Annotated in this window: 16 protein-coding genes; 2 read left to right on the top strand and 14 right to left on the bottom strand. The window is 35.7% G+C overall.

Going from position 1 to position 18,452, the window contains the following annotated elements; all coding sequences use genetic code 11:
• Window positions 1-5 precede the first annotated feature (5 nt).
• Window positions 6-551, bottom strand: a complete 546-nt coding sequence (locus Q4597_RS11635) for a pyridoxamine 5'-phosphate oxidase family protein (RefSeq protein ID WP_215440123.1) — start codon at window positions 549-551, stop codon at window positions 6-8.
• Between the two features lie 134 nt (window positions 552-685).
• On the opposite strand from Q4597_RS11635, the gene Q4597_RS11640 reads away from it, so the two are divergent.
• On the top strand, window positions 686-1,072 hold the full coding sequence (locus Q4597_RS11640) for a hypothetical protein (protein ID WP_215440126.1): 387 nt from the start codon (window positions 686-688) through the stop codon (window positions 1,070-1,072).
• 134 nt (window positions 1,073-1,206) lie between these two features.
• On the opposite strand, the gene Q4597_RS11645 is transcribed toward Q4597_RS11640, so the two are convergent.
• The 9 genes from Q4597_RS11645 to Q4597_RS11685 all read right to left on the bottom strand — a co-directional run bounded on the left by Q4597_RS11645 (window position 1,207) and on the right by Q4597_RS11685 (window position 13,215).
• Complete coding sequence (locus Q4597_RS11645) at window positions 1,207-2,781, bottom strand: RagB/SusD family nutrient uptake outer membrane protein (protein WP_303406346.1); 1,575 nt, start codon at window positions 2,779-2,781, stop codon at window positions 1,207-1,209.
• 18 nt (window positions 2,782-2,799) lie between these two features.
• On the bottom strand, window positions 2,800-6,222 hold the full coding sequence (locus tag Q4597_RS11650) for a TonB-dependent receptor (RefSeq protein ID WP_303406347.1): 3,423 nt from the start codon (window positions 6,220-6,222) through the stop codon (window positions 2,800-2,802).
• 94 nt (window positions 6,223-6,316) lie between these two features.
• Window positions 6,317-7,255 carry a FecR family protein gene (locus Q4597_RS11655; protein WP_303406348.1) on the bottom strand — a complete coding sequence of 313 codons (939 nt, stop codon included), beginning with the start codon at window positions 7,253-7,255 and terminating at the stop codon, window positions 6,317-6,319.
• Between the two features lie 70 nt (window positions 7,256-7,325).
• Window positions 7,326-7,901, bottom strand: a complete 576-nt coding sequence (locus Q4597_RS11660) for an RNA polymerase sigma-70 factor (RefSeq protein ID WP_303406349.1) — start codon at window positions 7,899-7,901, stop codon at window positions 7,326-7,328.
• A gap of 362 nt (window positions 7,902-8,263) precedes the next feature.
• The gene (locus Q4597_RS11665) at window positions 8,264-9,625 is read right to left on the bottom strand and encodes a DEAD/DEAH box helicase (protein WP_303406350.1); all 1,362 of its coding nucleotides are present in this window, start codon (window positions 9,623-9,625) and stop codon (window positions 8,264-8,266) included.
• Between the two features lie 253 nt (window positions 9,626-9,878).
• Window positions 9,879-10,640 (bottom strand): ThuA domain-containing protein, encoded by a 762-nt coding sequence (locus Q4597_RS11670; RefSeq protein WP_303406351.1) that lies wholly within the window; start codon window positions 10,638-10,640, stop codon window positions 9,879-9,881.
• A 26-nt stretch (window positions 10,641-10,666) separates the two neighbouring features.
• Window positions 10,667-11,971: a sugar phosphate isomerase/epimerase gene (locus tag Q4597_RS11675; protein WP_303406352.1), complete on the bottom strand. Its 1,305-nt coding sequence runs from the start codon at window positions 11,969-11,971 to the stop codon at window positions 10,667-10,669.
• Window positions 11,972-12,153: 182 nt separating this feature from the next.
• A complete protein-coding gene (folE, locus tag Q4597_RS11680) occupies window positions 12,154-12,810 on the bottom strand; it encodes a GTP cyclohydrolase I FolE (protein ID WP_303406353.1) in 657 nt (218 codons plus the stop codon).
• A 6-nt stretch (window positions 12,811-12,816) separates the two neighbouring features.
• On the bottom strand, window positions 12,817-13,215 hold the full coding sequence (locus Q4597_RS11685) for a MerC domain-containing protein (RefSeq protein ID WP_368506681.1): 399 nt from the start codon (window positions 13,213-13,215) through the stop codon (window positions 12,817-12,819).
• Between the two features lie 83 nt (window positions 13,216-13,298).
• On the opposite strand from Q4597_RS11685, the gene Q4597_RS11690 reads away from it, so the two are divergent.
• Window positions 13,299-13,679, top strand: coding sequence for a Fur family transcriptional regulator (locus Q4597_RS11690; RefSeq protein ID WP_303406354.1), 381 nt, complete (start codon window positions 13,299-13,301; stop codon window positions 13,677-13,679).
• Between the two features lie 519 nt (window positions 13,680-14,198).
• Here Q4597_RS11690 and Q4597_RS11695 read toward each other — a convergent pair.
• The 4 genes from Q4597_RS11695 to Q4597_RS11710 form a co-directional block, all read right to left on the bottom strand.
• Window positions 14,199-15,446: a PQQ-binding-like beta-propeller repeat protein gene (locus tag Q4597_RS11695; protein ID WP_303406355.1), complete on the bottom strand. Its 1,248-nt coding sequence runs from the start codon at window positions 15,444-15,446 to the stop codon at window positions 14,199-14,201.
• Between the two features lie 456 nt (window positions 15,447-15,902).
• Window positions 15,903-16,631 carry a sulfite exporter TauE/SafE family protein gene (locus tag Q4597_RS11700; RefSeq protein ID WP_215440147.1) on the bottom strand — a complete coding sequence of 243 codons (729 nt, stop codon included), beginning with the start codon at window positions 16,629-16,631 and terminating at the stop codon, window positions 15,903-15,905.
• On the bottom strand, window positions 16,628-17,032 hold the full coding sequence (locus Q4597_RS11705) for an OsmC family protein (protein ID WP_215914384.1): 405 nt from the start codon (window positions 17,030-17,032) through the stop codon (window positions 16,628-16,630). Before Q4597_RS11705 ends, Q4597_RS11700 begins: the two co-directional genes overlap by 4 nt.
• A gap of 202 nt (window positions 17,033-17,234) precedes the next feature.
• On the bottom strand, window positions 17,235-18,305 hold the full coding sequence (locus Q4597_RS11710; protein ID WP_303406356.1) for a hypothetical protein: 1,071 nt from the start codon (window positions 18,303-18,305) through the stop codon (window positions 17,235-17,237).
• Window positions 18,306-18,452 lie beyond the last annotated feature (147 nt).

Consider the following 18,452-nt stretch of genomic DNA (forward strand, 5'->3'; position numbering starts at 1 on the left):
TTGGGTTAAGGCTCTAGAATATTTGTCTCAAAGCCGTCAATGCTGGTGGTGTTTTTGTTCTTCCAATAGGTCTTAATTTTGTCTTCCCCTTGTTTTGAGGCCCAATCATTTAGAGTAGTACGTTCTTCTTTAAATTCCATAAATGGTACGGCAAAACCGCAAGAGGTCTGTACAAGTTCTACATGCATCTCAATAATTTGTCTAGCTCCAATATTTTTTGGAAAACGCTCTATATACTTATGATAATCAGTATCTCGCTTATGATAGATTTTGGCCGTTCCGTATAGGCGTAAGATTAAAGGTTTTCCTTCAAAAGCACAGAACATAATGGTCATGCGACGGTTCTTTAGTAGATGGGCGGCCGTTTCATTTCCACTGCCGGTTAAGTTCAACCAGACAATCTTGTTTTTATCTATGACCCTAAACGAATCTGTACCTTTTGGGGACACATTTACATTTCCGCTATCGGCAGCGGTGCCAACAAAAAAGATTTTTTGTTTTTCAATGAACCCTTTTAGTTCAGGAGTGATAGAGTCTAATTGTTTTCCCATTGCTTTAGTAACTGTATTGTAAATTTATGGAAAGAAAGGCTAGCATGAAACTTTAGGTCTCTAGTTTTAGTTTACCGTATCAAATAAATAGTAGTAGTTTTGAAATGCAAAAAGCTACCTCAAAATCTCTATGTATGACATATCAGGATGAGTTTCTTCTTTTTTGGAATCAGGTAAAAGAAAGTGCCCAAGAGGGGAGTTTTGCTAAGTTGACCATGGCAAAGACCATAGGTAAACCAAATCTTAAGAATATTTTTTTGAGACCTCTCTATGCCAAAGATGGTTTTAAAGTCTTGTTGAAATTTAGCTACAGGTCAAAAGAGACGGAGGATAAAGAAGAAGAGCTTACTCTGGACGAAGCATTTCTTATCTTAAAATCTAACCTGAAAACTCATTTTTTTTCAGTTTTATTATTCACCACGGAAAAGGACGTTATTTTTAAAGTGAATAAAAAAGGGGCGGGGAGTATTACGGAAACGCAGCCTTCTTTCAGCAATGTCCTACAGGCCAAAACCGATTAGGAATAGGAAGTTTGGTGGGCTTACTGGTGTGGGCGAGATTATCTTAATATGATACTATTTGAAAATCAAACATCACTAAAAAAGAAAACCCTCAAACAAAAGTTAGAGGGTTTCTGAAAATCGGCTTAGTTTGGTTAATAGCCATTGTTATCAGTTCCTAATGCAGGATTTCGTTGTAATTCCGGTCCCGGCAATGGCAACAACAAATGTTTCTGCTCAATTTGTTTGCCTTGCTCGGTGGTATGACCTACTGCATTAACAAAAGATATAGAACCAGGGGCGTTCGCTACTGGAAATTTACCGGTTCGAACAATATCGAACCAGTTTCTAAATTCAAAAACTAGCTCTCTATGCCTTTCTTTCCAAACTTCTTCAACAAAAGCATCCGTTCCTAAGCCAGATAGTTCCGCACTTATTGTAGCAGGGTTTTGCTTCCAATACGCTCTGCTTCTTACTTGTGTTAAATAATCTACAGCATCTGTATTAACACCGCTACTCATGGCAACAGCTTCTGCTGCAATCAAAAGAACGTCTGAGTAACTGTATACTACAAAATCCTTTCCTGAATTTGCAGTGTCAAAAATGGCGGTATCATCATGCCAAACAAAAGGCGCGGTCTCAAATGTTTGGCCAGTTGGCAAATATGTACTATGAAAATACTGTCTTTCTTGAGCTCTTAAATCTTCATCAGGATTGTAGAAATCCAAGAACTGACTTGAAGGCTGGTAGGCCCCATTGGTAATATCATATAGTACTTCTGAAGCTAATGCTACTGGATAGGAATATCTAGGGTATATAGACGTACCTATTTCTGGATCGTATTCTTTAATATAAATATGTTCTATGGGAGATGCATCCCCTTTTCTCATTTTATTATAAGCAGAATTTTCAAAATCTATAGAACCGTCAGCCTCGTCATGTTGTGTTAGCGCATAAGAGCCATATTCACCATTGATGATTTTTTGGGACAGAGAAGCGGCATCTGCATATCTATCGGCATTTAGGGGATTACCGCTCATAGTTAGGTAAACATCCGCCAATAAAGTGGCCACTGTGCCTGATGTAACCCTTTTACCATTGTCTACCATGCTTAGTTTTGGCAGATTCCCTTGCTCTAAAGCTTCGGTAAGATCGGACTCTATTAGACCATAAATATCCGCAACAGAACTACGTTCGAGATAAAGGTTGTCTATTGATTCATAAGGTTCAGTGGTTAAAGGGACCGGCCCAAACCATCTTACTAAAAAGTAATAAGAGAAAGCCCTAAAAAACTTGGCTTCGGCTAATAATTGATTCTTTTGTGAATCATTTAATTCCGGAGTTTCGGGAATATATTTAATGGCATTGTTTGCTCTAGAAATGCCTAGATACAATTCTTTCCATCTATCTTGAAGGTATCCACCAATATTATCTCCATCTAAAGTTAACTGTTGTGTATTGCTCACATGTAACTCTTGACCTGCATATTCGTTTGTGAAGAACCCACTCATGTAGGCGCCTAACATTAGTGGAGTTCCACTGTAAACACCTCCATCGGTCATATTGGGCGCTCCGTTTCTATACAAAGAGTTTACGGCACTGTATGCATGGTCAGGTTCTGAAAAGAACTGATCAGAGCTAATTTCGCTCAAAGGTTCTTCCTCTAAGAAATCGTCACAAGAACCAAGGAAAACAAGGCATATTAAACAAGCTATATATTTAATTTTCATGATTTTCTTTTTTAAGGGTTAAAATTTAAGGCTGCAACCTAAAGTGAATGTTCTAGGCTTTGGGTATTGGAAGAAGAAAATATTCTGACCCCACTGGTTGCCTTCCCAAGAAGTGGCTTCAGGGTCATAACCCTGAAAATCTTTGGAATGTATTACAAATACATTTTCTGCACTGGCATAAACCCTTAGATTATTTAACCCGATTAGTTCCAAAAATTGCTCATTAAAGGTATATCCTAAGGAGAAAAGATTACCTCTTATATATGAACCATCAACAACCCATCTACTATCTACTTGACTATTTTGGCCAGCATAAGCTTGGTTTCTTATTTCTTGGACCATGGTGTTTTGATTGTTTTCTGTCCAGCCATCGTTAAGAATAGTAAACAAACCATTAGCTATGCCACTACGGTCTTCAGTGGAGTGGTAGAATTGTTGCATGATTTCAACGCCTGCAACAAACTGAATATCTGCAGTAAAATCAAAATTTTTGTATCTAAAGTTGTTAATAAAGCTTCCGGTTACATCTGGCAAACCTTTTCCCAAAATTTTCTTATCCGTTGAACGTTTAGCTTCTCCTGGTACGGAGCCAACCAAAGCGGCTTCTGCAGCTTCATCTGTACCCCAGGTTCCTAATCTTTCATAACCATAGAAAGAACTTAACGATTCACCTACACGAAGTATGGTCTGACTACCAGAAACCCAAAATGGACCCGGTTCAATGTCCTCGTCGTTTTCGCCTAAACTTTCAATTGTGTTCTTATTGTAGTTCATATTCAAAGAAGATTCCCATCCAAAATCAGCACTACGAATAATTTCACCACTTAGCATAGCTTCAATTCCTTTATTGGATACTGAGCCAATGTTATCTCTTACAGAGGTAAAACCAGAAGTATATGGTACGGGCCTATCCAGTAATAAATCTTTGGTAAGTTTATCATAATAGTCAAACTCAAAACGCATACGGTAATTAAAAGCGGCCAAATCAACTCCAACATCTAACTGACTGGTTTTTTCCCATTCAAGACCTGGATTTGCCAAACGGTTTACGGAACTGGCGCTTACACGAGACCCGTTCATCAAAACCGTACCTGAAGAAACAGTGGCCAAAGAACTATACGGAGGGATTTCCGTATTACCGGTAATACCGTAGCTGCCACGTAATTTTAAACGGTCAATGAAGTCTACATTTTTCATAAATGATTCTTCACTAATATTCCAGCCTACACCTATGGAAGGGAAATACCCGTACTTGTTGTCTTTACCAAAACGTGATGAACCATCAGCTCTTGCCGTAAGTGTAATTAAATATTTATCATCATACGTATAACCTGCTCGTACGAAATAGGAGTTAAGAGACCATTTTTCAAATTCAGATTCGGGTGCGCTTGGATTGCTGGCAGAACCAATATTATTGTAACGAAAGAAATCATCACTAAAACCTCTCGCAAAAATAGTGGAAGATTCGTAATCTCGCTCTTGCCAACTGAGTCCTAGCATAGTATTGATTCTATGTTTGCCAAACTCTTTGTTGTAGGTTAAATAGTTTTCTTGTTGCCAGTAAAGACTCTTTTCATTAAATATTCTTGCATAACCATCAGGGGAGGAAATGTTCACCAAATCTCTGGGCGAATATTCTTTTTTGTTTCTGATATTTTTGTCAAATCCAAATTGAGTTCTGAAATCTAGACCGGGAAGGATATTAAAACTCATATAGAAATTCCCGAACATTTGGTTCCGTTCCCAAAAACGTTCTTGGGTTTCAAGTACATGAACAGGGTTGGACATAGATTCCAAATTATAGGCATCAGAAATCATCTGGCTATTACTCCAAGTTCCATCGGGAAATTTAACCGGAAAAATAGGAGGCATTTCAATCATGGTTCTACGTGGGGATTGACCTCCGCCACCTTCTTCAAATTCAGTATCCTTAACGTCGTTGACCAACAGGTTTACACCAATTTTCAACCAATCTTTAGGAGTGACATCGTAAGCAATTTTACCACTAATACGATCTAATTTGTTGTTTAACATAATACCCTCTACATGGGAGTAATTTAGAAAAACACCAACAGAAGATTTTTCATTTCCTTGCTGAACGGATAATTGATGATTGGTAGAATAGGCTGTTCTTGTGGCTTCATCCTGCCAGTCTGTATTGTAAAGTGGGTTTCCGTTCGCATCAAACAAATTGGGGTCATTGGTTGTGAAAACCGGGGCAGGGGAGTCCGGTCTGTATTTTGGGGTATTCTCCATACCGGTCCTAACAACCTCCAACCATTCATCTGCATCCAGCAGGTCCATTTTTTTACGAATGTTTCCTACACTTATAAATCCATCATAACCAATGGTTACCTTTCCTTCTTCACCACCTCGTTTTGTGGTAATCAGAACAACACCATTTGCGCCTCTAGCACCATATATAGCGGCAGAAGATGCATCTTTTAGGACCTCCATTCGCTCAATGTCGTTCGGGTTAATAAACTTTATGTCATCCATAACTACACCATCTACCACATAAAGTGGGTCAGAAGATGAGTTAATGGTGCCAACACCACGAATAACAATTCTTGGTGACCCCGTGGGCGAACCCGAATTCAGGAAAACATTTACGCCTGCCACCTTACCTCTCATACCTTGCAATGCATTGTTCACAGGAGCCTTTAGTAAATCTTCACTACTCACGGCACTAACAGCACCAGTAAGGTCTGATTTTCTTTGTGTACCATAACCTACAACCACTACTTCTTCTAGGGCATCTACATTTTCCTCTAGGGTTACATTTATGATTTGTTGGTCATTTAAAGGAACATCTTTGGTAGTGAAGCCAATATAGCTAAAGGAAAGTATATCTCCAGTATCTGCCATGATACTATAGTTGCCATCAAAATCTGTAACTGTTCCTTTAGAAGTACCTTTTACTAAAATGGTAACACCTGGTATAGGTGCTCCGGTATGGTCTGAAACCAGCCCGCTAACAGAAAACTGAACATTAGATTTTATAAGCTCATTAATCTTACTTGGACTTAAAACCGATGGTGTGTTACGTACTTGTTTGTTAAGAAGACTTTCAATTTTTTCTTTGATCTCTGGGTTGTTCTTGGGAAATAATATGATTTGATCACGAACAAAACTGAAATCTATGTTAGAATCTTCAAATAGGGTTTCCAACACTTCGGTAACGTTTTTTTCCTCAACACTTAACGACTTTCTTTTATATACGTCGATTATGCTGTTATTATAGAAAAAACTGTAGTTACTTTTGCGTTCAATTTCGTTCAGTATCTTCTTCAACTTTACGTTGTTCAAGTCCAACGAAATACTTTGGGCATTAGCTTCAGAGGCAAATAATTTGCTTAAAGTAATTGTCAATAAGATGACGTAGATTTTCATTATCCGGACAATAGGGATTTTTGAAAAAAAATTATCTTTTTTTTCCATAATTTTGAATAGTTTAAGTTGTTTAATTACCAAGTAGTTAAATAATTTTTCAAAGGGGAAAGTGTTGCCGCACTTTCCTCTTCTTTTTTTAGTTTCATTCTGTCATATGTAGTGTGATTTTGTTTTGAGTTAGTTTGTAGTTTATAGGTGATGATACCTCAAAGAGGTCTAAAATTTCTTCTATAGTAAGATTGTCAAAAGTACCGGTATACTTATAATTCATGATTGTGGGAGAAGCAACCGCTATAGAAATATGATACTTTCTTTTTAGGTCGCTAATTACCTCACGAATAGGGGTTTCATCATAAACAAGTTTTCCTTCTCGCCAAGCGGTGAAAACTTCCGTGTCTACCTTATCGATGATAATTTTGTCTTCTTTCTTTATATAAGTAGCGCGTTGTGAAGGGTTTAAAAATACTGTTTTATTGTCCTTTTCCTCTACGACTCTTACTTTACCAGATACCAAGGTAGTCTCCATATGAGAGTCTTCCGGATAGGATTTAACATTAAAACTGGTTCCTAAAACGTGAATTTTCATGCCGCCATCAGTTTTCACAATGAAAGGTCTGTTAGCATCATGAGTAACATCAAAGAAGGCTTCACCTTGTAAAACCACTTCTCTATTGTTTGTACTAAATATGGACGGATATGAGATGGAAGTGTTGGAATTGAGCATTATTACCGTGCCATCAGATAGTTCTATGGTTTTATTTTCACCAACAGAAGTTGTGGACATAAGAAGAGAAGGCTGTTCTATTTTTATGCTGTCTTTCGTAGGTTTATATAAAAATGCTAAGGAAAACAAGATCGTTAAAACAGCGGCATAGCCTATGTATTGAAATATGCTGAGTGTAAAACGGCTATTTTTAGTTGCTTTTTGAGATTCCCTCAGTAGTTTAGCTACATGTTTAGCTTTTATTTTGTGGTATTGTTCTTGCCGCTCAGGGTTCTTCAGCAACCATTTAATGACTTCCTGCTTTCTTTTTTCAGAAAGTCGATTCTCAGCCAAAGCTATAATATCCCTTTTATTCATCTTGATGTTGAGCAGTATTTATTTACATGACGTAAATAGATGAATTACCCCCTAGTTGAAAATGTAAAAATTAGAAAAAAAGGATGGGAAGATACTCTTTTAAGACCACGCGTAGTTCTCTAAGAGCCCTAGTTATATGGTTTTCGACTGTTTTTGTGGAAATTTTTAATTCTTCGGAAATTTCTTTGTGTCCAAGACCGTCAACTCTACTTTTTATAAAAACCTTTTGGCATTTTTCCGGTAAATCGGCAATAGCATTATCAACCAAGTTTTGTAATTCATTTACTATAATGGTTGAGTAAGCATCGTTAGATAATGCATTGTAATTGAGCCAAAGTTCTTGTTGGTCGCTAATGAGTACTTTTGAAAGTTTGTTTTTATGGGCTCTTAAATAATCCAAACAGGCATTGCGGGTCATGCTATAGATATACCCAACATAATTAGATTTTACATCAAGCTTGCCTCGTTTTTCCCAAAGTTTGATAAGAACATCATGTACAATTTCTTCAGCATCTTCTTTAGAAGGAACGTAGCTATTGGCAATTATAAAGAGTTTAGGTTTGAAGAATTTGTAAACTGCTTTAAAGTCATCTAAATCATTAGATGAAGTCTTTAATTTTGCATTATACAAATATTCTGGTATCATATTTAGGGTAATGATATAATTTGTGCCTGTAATTTACAAATTCTTAATGAACGAAGAATTTTGTTTTAAGTTTCTACCAAAAAAATATAGCATCTTTTCTAAATACACAAAGAAATAGACAGATTGAGCTGAAAGGATACAATTTTTGGGATTATTGCAATTTAACTTGTAAGGTACAAAAGTGAAGAGCAAATTCCATTAAGTAATTATAGTCGAACAATATTGAATAAGAGATAGGTTATATAAACAGTTGGGTACAGGTTAGAGAAGTATCTTAAAGTTTGGATTGGTACATAAAGTTTTAACTTTTTTAGTAAGTTATATTGGAACATTTCCAGCCAAGTCCAAAACTCAAAAAAACATTATCTTTTCTTTCGTTTACTTTTCTTGTTTTGAATTTTATCCCCTCGTTTTTGTGGCTTTTTATACTTCCTTTTTAGTTTTCTCTCGTAACTTTTTACTTCGGATTTAACTTTACTGTTTTTAGCGGATTTTTTATGAAAGGAAGCACCTCTTTTAACCTCGGAGTCTTCTTCTAGTTCTTTGTTGGGGTCAAAGGGTTTATCCGTTTCTTCAGGGGTGAGTTCAGAACTTATTTCTACTTCCTCAGGAAAGTCATTAAACGGAATGGTATAGTTCATAAGCGTTTCAATGGCGTCCTTTAGTTCGGCTTCTTTTTCGCTATAGAAAAGAATAGACCTTCCTTGTTCTCCGGCTCTACCTGTCCTACCAATACGGTGAATATAATTTTCTGGATAAAAAGGGGTGTCAAAACTAATTACGGTACTAATTTTTTCAATATCTATACCACGGGCAATAACATCGGTAGCAATAAGAATCCTGCTTTTGCCGCTCTCAAATTTTTCTATGGATTTAGTCCTATGGTTTTGTTCTTTGCTGGAGTGTATTACTGAAATTTCAGATTCAAAATCCAATGTTTCAGCAAGACGATCGGCACTGGTTTTACTGGCAACAAAAATCAATACTTTATGGTACTCGTCTTTGTCCGCCAATAAGTGGTTCAATAAATTTACCTTGGTGTAAAAGTTGGGTACTGCATATGCTTCTTGGCTAATACTTTCCAATGGTGTACCGCTAATGGATATGGTTTTCTTAATTGGGTTGATTAAAAAATCGTTCATCAATTGATCCACATACGTGGTCATAGTAGCGGAGAAAAGAATGTTCTGACGTTTTGTGGGCAGGTATTCAAAGATGTTTCTTAGCTGTGTTTTGTATCCAAAATCCAGCATAACATCAACTTCATCAATCACTAATTTTTTAATTGATTTTAGTCGTAATACGTTAGAAAGGACCAAATCATAAGTTCTTCTTGGGGTACCTACTATAATATCCTGACCTTCGGCAACGGCTCTTTTTTGTCGGTTTATATTGTTGGAACCACCGTATACACCTAAAGTCCTTACGCTTAGGTAAGGTGTAAGTTTTTCAATCTGTTCAACTATCTGAATTACCAATTCTCTGGTAGGAGCTAGAATTAGCACCCTAGGATGCAACTGGTCCGAATACTTCAAGTTTTGTAAAATAGGCAACAGAAACGCAATTGTTTTTCCGGTTCCGGTCTGGGCGATTCCTACAAAATCAGAGCCACCAAGAATAGGGGAGTATGATTCTTGTTGAATGGGTGTTGGTGTTTCAAACCCCAAGTCTACAATGGCCTTTTGTAACTGCTTTTTTATTTTGAAATCTTCGAAATTATCCATTTTGCAAAGTAATGGAAAAAAACACTCTTGTTAGCACTTGAAGTGGATTATACTTAGTGGATAAGATAGTTAGGTATAAAGGAAATGAGAGAGGTAATTTTCTATAGCTTAGATAAGGTTTCAGCAAACGATAAATAACGGTAGACTCTAATTTAGAAAAGATGAGTCTACCGTTTAGTTAACGGAATGAATATCCAACAGAGTAATTAAGAGCGTGAAAGCAAAATTTTTTAGCGGTGCATCTATGACCGCCTTATTCTTTTATTTTGCCATTTGCAGCCCAATAAATACCACCAAATAAGTGATTTATATAGGTTTGGTCTTGAAAAGCTTCCGGTTTATGACCGAGTGTGGTGTAGAATGAACGGCCTCCTTCGTAAAACTGGTACCATGCTACAGGATGGTTTTCGCCCATACCTTCCAGTGGTGTTTCGTCATATCCCTTTTGATAATCGTAGGTGTTTTCATCTACCGATAGAAGTATTTTTATATTTTCGGATTTTAAGAGTTTAAAATTGTACCATTCTTCACTCCACAACCATTTTTCCGGCAGGTGTAGGTTAGAAGGAAAATTGACATCGTGATTGGTGAGTACGGCGGCCTGAAATTGTGGATGGTCTTTAAAAACTCCGCCTACCAGATTATCGAACCACGGATTTCTTATCTCACTATCGGATGTTGAGTGGACTCCCACAAAACCTTTCCCGTTGTGAATGTGTGTCTTTAGGACTTCAAATTGGTCATTGTTTAAGATATCGGCATCGGCATTTAGGAAGACAACCACATCATAGAAAGGTAATTTTTCAGCAAGACCTTCAGGACTTTGCGTCCAATCAAATTTAAACTGATGTTCAGCAGCCATTTTATGAAAAGCATCTACTGCGGTTGGAATACACTCGTAGTGCCAAGTGTCTTGTACGGTGAATAACAACACCTTAAATTGGTCTTGGGCAAAAGCCATATGATTTAAAGTTATAATGATAAAACATGTTAATTGTAAAATTCTGGTTTTCATAAAGTTTAAGTGTTGAGAGTGTGTTATTATAAGATGTTGAAGTATAAATAGTTCCATGCGGAATTGATGCTGTACCAAACAGGGTAGTTAAAAGCTTCTACTTCTGCCACAACATATTTGAGACCAGCTGTTGTAGCGTATTTGAAGTATGCTTCAAAATCCATTTTCCCGCTCTGGCCGAGTTCTTCGTAATCTTTTACATGCCAGCTTATAAACCGGTTCCCGTATTTTTTGAAATAGTCAATGGGGTCAACATTGGAAAAATGCATCCAATATAGGTCGGCTTGGAAACTAACATACTCTGGATCGGTGTTTTCTAGGAGATAATTATAGATAACTTGATTTTCTAGATTCTTGAATTCATCAGAATGGTTGTGATAAGCGAATGCAATCTCCCTTTCTTTACATAGCTTTCCAATAGCATTGTAATACTCAGCATACCTTTTGAGTTGGGCAAGGGTGGTGATTTCTTTAATTTGATTGTTGGATATAGTTAGGTATTCTACGCCAGCTTGCTTATGGTCTTCTATGCATTTTTTCCACCAATCCATGGCTTTTTTCCAAGCTCCGTCATCATTGGAAGGAAGGTTGTAAAACGTCATAGATCCTGTAAATTTCAGGTTGTTCTCTTCTACTATTTTTTTAAAATTTAGAGGAGATAGACCATAAAAGGAGCGGTCTTTATAAACAAAGGTTTCAATGTAGCTATAGCCCATTCTATCTAGATACTTCAAGGTCTGCTGAGGGTTTTTCTGCATTTCTTTATGTACCGAAACCAGTTGAATACCTATGTTCTTATCTTTTGGATTTTTCTTGATGTAGCGGGTTTGCCAAAGAATTTCGTTCTTTGGGTTTGTTCCCTTTAAATACACATCGGTCTGATCTTTAAAATCAAAAGTAACCGTCATGGTTTCTTTCCCGGTAAAGTCCCGGTCTTTCATTATCCAATCTGTATCGCTGGTAAATCCACCTTTCCCTAGAAACATATCGCCTTGAGCGCTTTTGCCCAATGCAAAAATAGAATCGGTCTTTGTATCATACCCAATAAGCTCTGTTAAGGTATGGTTGTAGATTTTTCCATCGCTTTGAAATACATCAACGGACATTGCTGTATTGTCTATTTTAGGATAGTTGTTCATTTTTATTAGAGGCGTAGTGGCTACACTATCCGTTTTATGGTCAACTGAACTGACCCAAAACCCTAAATACTGTTGTAATCTATCTGATTGCGATGGAATGGAATCCTGCGAGAAAGCAGAATGTATTCCTAGTAAGAAAAGCAGCAATGCAATTTTATTGGTAAACCCATGTAAACGGAAATGGTAAGTCATCCTTTAATTTTTATGGTAGTAAATTTAAAGGAGTAGCTTGTTTTAGACTATAAGCTATGAAGCCATAATTGCCACTGGTGTTGCAAATGGAACAGTGCTTTTAAAACCTAGAAAGATGTGTGATTTGTTAGAGTAAGTTTAGTCATTGCTCTAATCATTATGGGATATCTCATGTTATCCGTTTATTTTTTACTGAGATTTTGAAAAAACTCATTTCGGCATGCTATATCCATAAAATCACCACCATATTCTATAGTAGTGGTAGAGCTGTCTTTGTCTTTTATGCCTCTAGATGATACACATAGATGCTTTGCGTTTAGAACAACAATAACACTTTGCGTATTTAACGTTTCTTGTAAATCATTTAAAATTTGCAGACATAAGCGTTCTTGTACCTGCGGACGATGGGAGTAGTAGTCAACCAATCTATTTATCTTGGATAGACCAATAACTTTCTCATTAGGGATGTACCCAATATGTGCGTGTCCCGTTATTGGTAAAAAATGGTGTTCGCAAGAGGAGTCAATAGTAATATCATGCTCAATAAGCATTTTTCTGTACCCGTATTTATTGGGAAATGTAGATAGTTTAGGCTTATTGTTAGGATTTAGGCCATAGAACAATTCTTTTACATACATTTTTGCAAAGCGATAGGGTGTTCCGGATAGACTTTCGTCTTTTAGGTCTAGTCCTAATTCTTCCATTATTTTTGAAAAGTAGACCTGGATATTTTCAATTTTTTCTTCGTCCGCTTTGTCAAACGCATTGGAAAGTAAAGGAGTTTCAATAGTTGTTAGTATATGGTTATCTCCAATTTTTTCATCGGTATATTTTTTCATAGTAATTTATCTTGAGCAACAGTTATCCGGTTGACAACGGCAGTATTTTAAGTTGTATATGTGCAATAGTATGAGTGCGAAAGCGGGGAAATAAATAGCAATTTCCGGAAGAGAAATAAGTTGAATCTTTTCGTTTAGGATTACAGCAAGTAAAACAAACCAAGATGCCCACATAGCATATTTTATCCAGGTTTTTGAAGAGTTCTTGGTAGATTGATAAATGGCAAAAAGTGAAATTGAAAGAAAAAGAAAATCTAATGAACCCCACCAAGTTGCAGTAGCTTCATGGCAAGCTGTTGAACAGGATTGGGCTATAAATATAAACGGTGTAGCAATGCAATGCACCATACACAAAGAACTTGCTAGTATACCGATTCTATCCGGTTTTAATGTGGCTTCCCTCATTCTAAATATTTATTAACGCAACCAAGTTGCAATAATAAAAAGAAAATTTTGTTAATACAACTTGGTTGCAGTAATTTTGTATCATGGGAATTTCCAGAAGAACAAAATCTGTTACTAGCTTGCTTGAAATATTTGAGCAAGAAGGACGTGCTTTATCTGCCATTAGTTTGATAGAACGCCTAAAATCAGAGATTAACAAGACAACTGTCTACCGCACTTTGGAGAGAATGGAAGATGAGGGTATGGTGCACTCATTTAAAGGAAAAGATGGACTACAATGGTATGCAAAGTGCAAAGGGTGTACGTCTTTAGTACATTCAGATACGCATCCACATTTTCAATGTCAGGATTGTGGTAAAACCGAGTGTTTAAATTTGAACATGACTATTCCTACCGTTGCAAATCACAAAGTAAACAGTGCAGAAATTCTGTTGATTGGTCAATGCCAGGATTGTCTTTCTTAGTTCTCTTGCTGAGAGACATGGTTTAATACAAATAACGTAGTGCAGTTGATAGGCTACCCGTTTCAAATTGGTATTATGCTAGATATGGATGTTTTACTTGTATCCAACTTTTTGTAAAGATCAACTTTAACGTTGAAGATATAAGAAATAAACAAATCTCTTTTGTTTCACCATAAAGGTCCTATACTTTCTTCATTATTTTCAAATGCTATTAGCATAGTTCCAAATGATAATGAGGGGTTGTGTGAAGGTTAAAAAAGCTGCTTAGTGGCTTGATTTTTATAGTGATGGGAATAAAAATGACTATAGCTAAAATTTAAATTTCCCAGAGAAACACAACGCAAGATATTAATAGAGGTAAAGGAATATTCCGAAGTGTAAAAGGAGTCTATGTTTTTAAACCACTGCAGAGGCGGTTAGTATTTTATTGGTTCAGTATTTTTGCTCTTGCTTCTTTTGGGAGATATTCATCTACTAACCTGTCAAGATAAGTAACGGAAGATTAGAATAGGTGCATGTTCAATTTCCTCCTCTATAATAAGATGGACCAAATACACCGTTTTGACCTACTACTAATGGAGCCATTGATGTACCAAACCTAAAAGCAGGATTTAACCAATCTATATTTCCATTATTCGCGTTCAATGCCATTATACCTGAATTATCTTTAGTTTCATCAGTATAATTAATGGCATGCCCATGATAAAACAATTGTCCATTTGCGTAAACGGGACTGTTATCAACGGAGATATCATCCCTAAACCAAAGTTGTTCTCCATTGCTCAAAGAAACTGCATATGGTCTTAAATCATAAAAAGATAAACTACTACCTTGATCATAAAGACCATAAACCACATTCTCCACAATAATTGGTGACCATATGGCCTTAAAACCAGTTTCAATTTCCCACTGTAATTCACCTGTCTGTGAATCAAGACAGAAGAGTGAAGAATAAACCGTATCCCTCATTGGCTCCCCTTGTACCACTAACTTATTGTTTAAAATATGTATATCTCCTAGTTTTTCAGCTTCAAAAATCCATATAACTTCTAAGCTTTGTAAATCTATAGCATATAGATTTTTAGCTGATATGTAAAGGATGTCATTTACTATCAATGGTTCATTGATAACTTCTATATCTTCAGGAAATTCAATCTTTTGTAATAATTGCCCAGTTTCTTTATCTAAAATATGCAGATAGGTAGGGAAATACCCATAAAAGCTTTCTTCAGACATTACAAATACCCTATCATTATGAACTACAGGTGTTCTATTCTCATTTAAACCATCATCCAAATCCCCATTTGGGTCCGTTGAATAATACCATAAAAGTTCTCCAGTATTTTGATCTAAAGCTACAACAACTCCATAAGTACCCGATGCATAGCATATGCCATCTACACAGGCAGGTGGCGTTATACCATAACTACTCGTATCATAATTTAGCATTGGAGTACTCCACAGTAGATTTTTGTTAGCAAGATTTATTGCGTTTACACTATTATCGTCGGTAGTAACAAATAGGTTGCCTTCATCATAATCTGCAAGTTTCTCTACATCTGTTTGATCGGAAAATGTATATACAAGTGTTTCTTTTCCTGTTTTGGCATCTACGGTGAACAAACTCTCATAAGATGCGGTTACTACAAAATCATTATTTTCCGGCTTACCAGAAACTATGAGATTATCATTTTTTATTTGTTCGGTGTCATCAGCTTCTAAGATATCTACACCATTTTCTTCTGAACATGAAATGTATACTGCCATTAAAAGAAATAAGCCTAAAATCTTTATCCTATACGGTAGCGAAAAATTTAAAAACTTCATTATAACAATATTTTATAAAGCTGTTAAAATTAGAGCAAACTAAATATCAGCCTTTTAACCAAATATTAATTCTCTATTATTTAAATGTAAGAAAACAAACAACTACTCTATTACCATGATTACACTACCATTGTATACCTCTTTATGATAATATAGGCTATTTGAGAAAATTGTAAGAACAAAAAACAAATTCTAAAGAAGTAATCCATTACGTGCTTAACTGTTCGAATTGTATCCCCAGAAATCGAATCGATTACGATTTGGCTATCATTTTAAAATTAGAAATTTCCCTTTTAGTCATGTGATGATCATTTTTTTTCCTTTTAAATTTTTCCGGGAGCTTAATTATGGTTGCTAACGTTAGTATATACGTTGGTAGTGGCTGGTTTTTTTTAGTTAAAAAAGCAGTTTGGTCATAGTAATAATTCCAACAATAAGTATTAAAGATAAAGACAGCCTACGGAATTTGCTCTGGGGAATATAGGCTAAAATCTTTTTTCCTATAAATGTGCCTATTAGACCAATTATAAACAAAAAAGGCACATATTTTAGGTCGTGCTTATGAATATATCCATTGCTATAATATACAAATGTTCTAGAAAAATCTATCAGAAAATCTATAAATGCAGAAGTGGCAATAAACACACTTTTTTCTAAATTGAAAGAGGCCATTGTTAACCCCCTAATAGCTCCTCCTGTGCCTAATAAGCCGGCCGAGAAGCCGGATAATGCTCCTCCAACAACTGCGTTTTTATCGTTTGGAGATATGCTTAGTTTACTCTTAATAAGAAATAACAAGCTAAATCCTATTAAGAAAATGCCTAAGAATATTTCTAAAAAATTACTGTTGAATATCTTGGATAGAAACCCACCAATTACTACAAAAATTACTGATGGTATTCCAATGGATAATAATAACCTTTTGTCTAACCCTTTTTTAAACAAAAATATTTTACTCAGATTACTGGAGAGATGGAATATTGCGGTAAGCCCCAAGACAGATTGAAAATCGAAATAAAAATTACCCAACGGTACAAAAAACACGGATGAACCGAAACCGCCAATTGTACCAATTATTTCGGCTACTAATGTGAGGATTAAAAAAATAAAGTTTATATCCTTCATTCATAAATTAATTTTACATCTCCATCAATAGAACAGGATAACTGCACGGTATTAAATATAGTGCCAAATTTTTCAATATTTTTTTTGAGCAATTCAACATTTAAATTTGTGTCTGTGCTGTAAATCTTCAGTTCATAGTTTATTTTGTCAATTCTAGGAGGTTTCTCTAATCGAATGGCCTTTACTAGTATTTCAGCTTTGGAATACTCAAAATTCATGAAACCAGAAAAGCGTTCCACATTTTTAAGAATACAGGAAGAAAATGAGCCCAAAAATAGTTCTGCTGGATTTGGGATAGTATCAGCAAATTCAGGTGTAATCCCAAAATTAATTTTCGATTGCTTAATTTGAATTGAAGCACTCTTTTTTGAAGATGAACTTGCTTTAACTGAATATTCCATAATTGTTTTTTGTGCTTGCAGGTAACGAATATATGGCTCGTAACGTGTAAAAAGAGGTTTTCCTTTCGGTTAAGTACAAGCCTGATATTTTTTATCAATAAACCAAATTAATATAAAAACGGATTTATAAATACATCTTAACTTTGAAATCTGCAACTAACTATTTATGCAGTGTTTATATAATTTCAAAAAATGATATTGATTATAGTTGTTTTGCTAATAGCAATTCCAAAGCTTCCTTCAAATGTGTTCTCCACGCTGTATGTACATCATCAAAACCAACAACATGAGCACCTTTTGTATTAAGGAAATCAATTTCATCTTCAGTTAGTTTACCAACATTGGCATCCTTTAAGGCATGGTAATAAATTAGATTGGATAGGTCTGTGTTCTTCAACAATTCCGAATATCTCTTATAACCATAAGCAGCAGCAACCTTGTGTGAATTGATCATCATTAAATCCTCAGCCTTTTGTTCTACCTTTGTACTAATAGCATCTTCTTCAAAACCGGCGTCAATTCCTTCGGAATATGCCCTCCAAACTTCTTCCGCAATATCTAACCTGCCTACCATGAGTAAATACCCGTCTGCAATATTACCAAACTTGGAAATATAGTCTTGCCCTGCAAAACAACCATACGAAATACCTACAATAAAGACCTTTTTATTTTCAGATTTAAAATAACTAACAAGCTCATGTAACATTGCGGAAGTTTTTGTTCCCAACATTTTGGCTTTGTCAAATGAAATTTCTTTCTCTAACATTGTTTGAGGTTCTATAGTCTGGGCTTGATGCGTATTTATAATGAAGTATTTAGTTTCATCAATTTCTCCTTTCTCTTTAAAAATAGCTTTCACTTCATCCGTAAACAATCTAGGGAAAGGGCCTCCTTGTGCAATAAGTACTATGGTATCACTTTTTGAGTTACCAAACGAATATCCTAATTTCTTCAACTTTTCTGGTATGCCTTCATAGGCTATGGATATGTTTTCTGTTTCCACTTCAGCTTCAACAACTACAAGTATCTTATGATTTCCATCCTTGTCAACAAACATTTGAGGTGTCAATTTTTTCTGCATTACTAATGGGATAACCTCTTTAAATGTTGTTGGTGTTCCGTTTTCATAATACACCAACCCGACATTAGAGGGTGGATTTTTCATTAATTCCTCATAGGATATTAGTCGTAAACTATCTGGAACAAAAGAGTAGTTTTGGGCATTACATAGTGCAGATGTGAAAATGAAGATTACGAGTACTAGATTTTTCATATGGTTTATTTGATTATTCTTTGCAAAGGTTTATTCATGAAACGTAGTCAGTTGCTTGCGCTATTTTTCATATACATTGTGCCTGTTGCACAAGTTAACGAAAAAACCACATAGGGAGAACATGATCTTAACGTTGTGCGGTTAACT

Source organism: Zobellia sp. 1_MG-2023, from assembly GCF_030549125.1.
Taxonomy (GTDB): Bacteria; Bacteroidota; Bacteroidia; order Flavobacteriales; family Flavobacteriaceae; genus Zobellia; species Zobellia russellii.

What these genes read in the sequence shown, in the direction of transcription:
- Q4597_RS11690 (WP_303406354.1), top strand. Translation starts at nt 13,299, where the DNA reads ATGGGAATTTCCAGAAGAACAAAATCTGTTACTAGCTTGCTTGAAATA.
- Q4597_RS11695 (WP_303406355.1), bottom strand. Translation starts at nt 15,446, where the DNA reads ATGGCAGTATACATTTCATGTTCAGAAGAAAATGGTGTAGATATCTTA.
- Q4597_RS11675 (WP_303406352.1), bottom strand. Translation starts at nt 11,971, where the DNA reads ATGACTTACCATTTCCGTTTACATGGGTTTACCAATAAAATTGCATTG.
- Q4597_RS11705 (WP_215914384.1), bottom strand. Translation starts at nt 17,032, where the DNA reads ATGGAATATTCAGTTAAAGCAAGTTCATCTTCAAAAAAGAGTGCTTCA.
- Q4597_RS11700 (WP_215440147.1), bottom strand. Translation starts at nt 16,631, where the DNA reads ATGAAGGATATAAACTTTATTTTTTTAATCCTCACATTAGTAGCCGAA.
- Q4597_RS11645 (WP_303406346.1), bottom strand. Translation starts at nt 2,781, where the DNA reads ATGAAAATTAAATATATAGCTTGTTTAATATGCCTTGTTTTCCTTGGT.
- Q4597_RS11710 (WP_303406356.1), bottom strand. Translation starts at nt 18,305, where the DNA reads ATGAAAAATCTAGTACTCGTAATCTTCATTTTCACATCTGCACTATGT.
- Q4597_RS11640 (WP_215440126.1), top strand. Translation starts at nt 686, where the DNA reads ATGACATATCAGGATGAGTTTCTTCTTTTTTGGAATCAGGTAAAAGAA.
- Q4597_RS11655 (WP_303406348.1), bottom strand. Translation starts at nt 7,255, where the DNA reads ATGAATAAAAGGGATATTATAGCTTTGGCTGAGAATCGACTTTCTGAA.
- Q4597_RS11660 (WP_303406349.1), bottom strand. Translation starts at nt 7,901, where the DNA reads ATGATACCAGAATATTTGTATAATGCAAAATTAAAGACTTCATCTAAT.
- Q4597_RS11635 (WP_215440123.1), bottom strand. Translation starts at nt 551, where the DNA reads ATGGGAAAACAATTAGACTCTATCACTCCTGAACTAAAAGGGTTCATT.
- folE (WP_303406353.1), bottom strand. Translation starts at nt 12,810, where the DNA reads ATGAAAAAATATACCGATGAAAAAATTGGAGATAACCATATACTAACA.
- Q4597_RS11650 (WP_303406347.1), bottom strand. Translation starts at nt 6,222, where the DNA reads ATGGAAAAAAAAGATAATTTTTTTTCAAAAATCCCTATTGTCCGGATA.
- Q4597_RS11670 (WP_303406351.1), bottom strand. Translation starts at nt 10,640, where the DNA reads ATGAAAACCAGAATTTTACAATTAACATGTTTTATCATTATAACTTTA.
- Q4597_RS11665 (WP_303406350.1), bottom strand. Translation starts at nt 9,625, where the DNA reads ATGGATAATTTCGAAGATTTCAAAATAAAAAAGCAGTTACAAAAGGCC.
- Q4597_RS11685 (WP_368506681.1), bottom strand. Translation starts at nt 13,215, where the DNA reads ATGAGGGAAGCCACATTAAAACCGGATAGAATCGGTATACTAGCAAGT.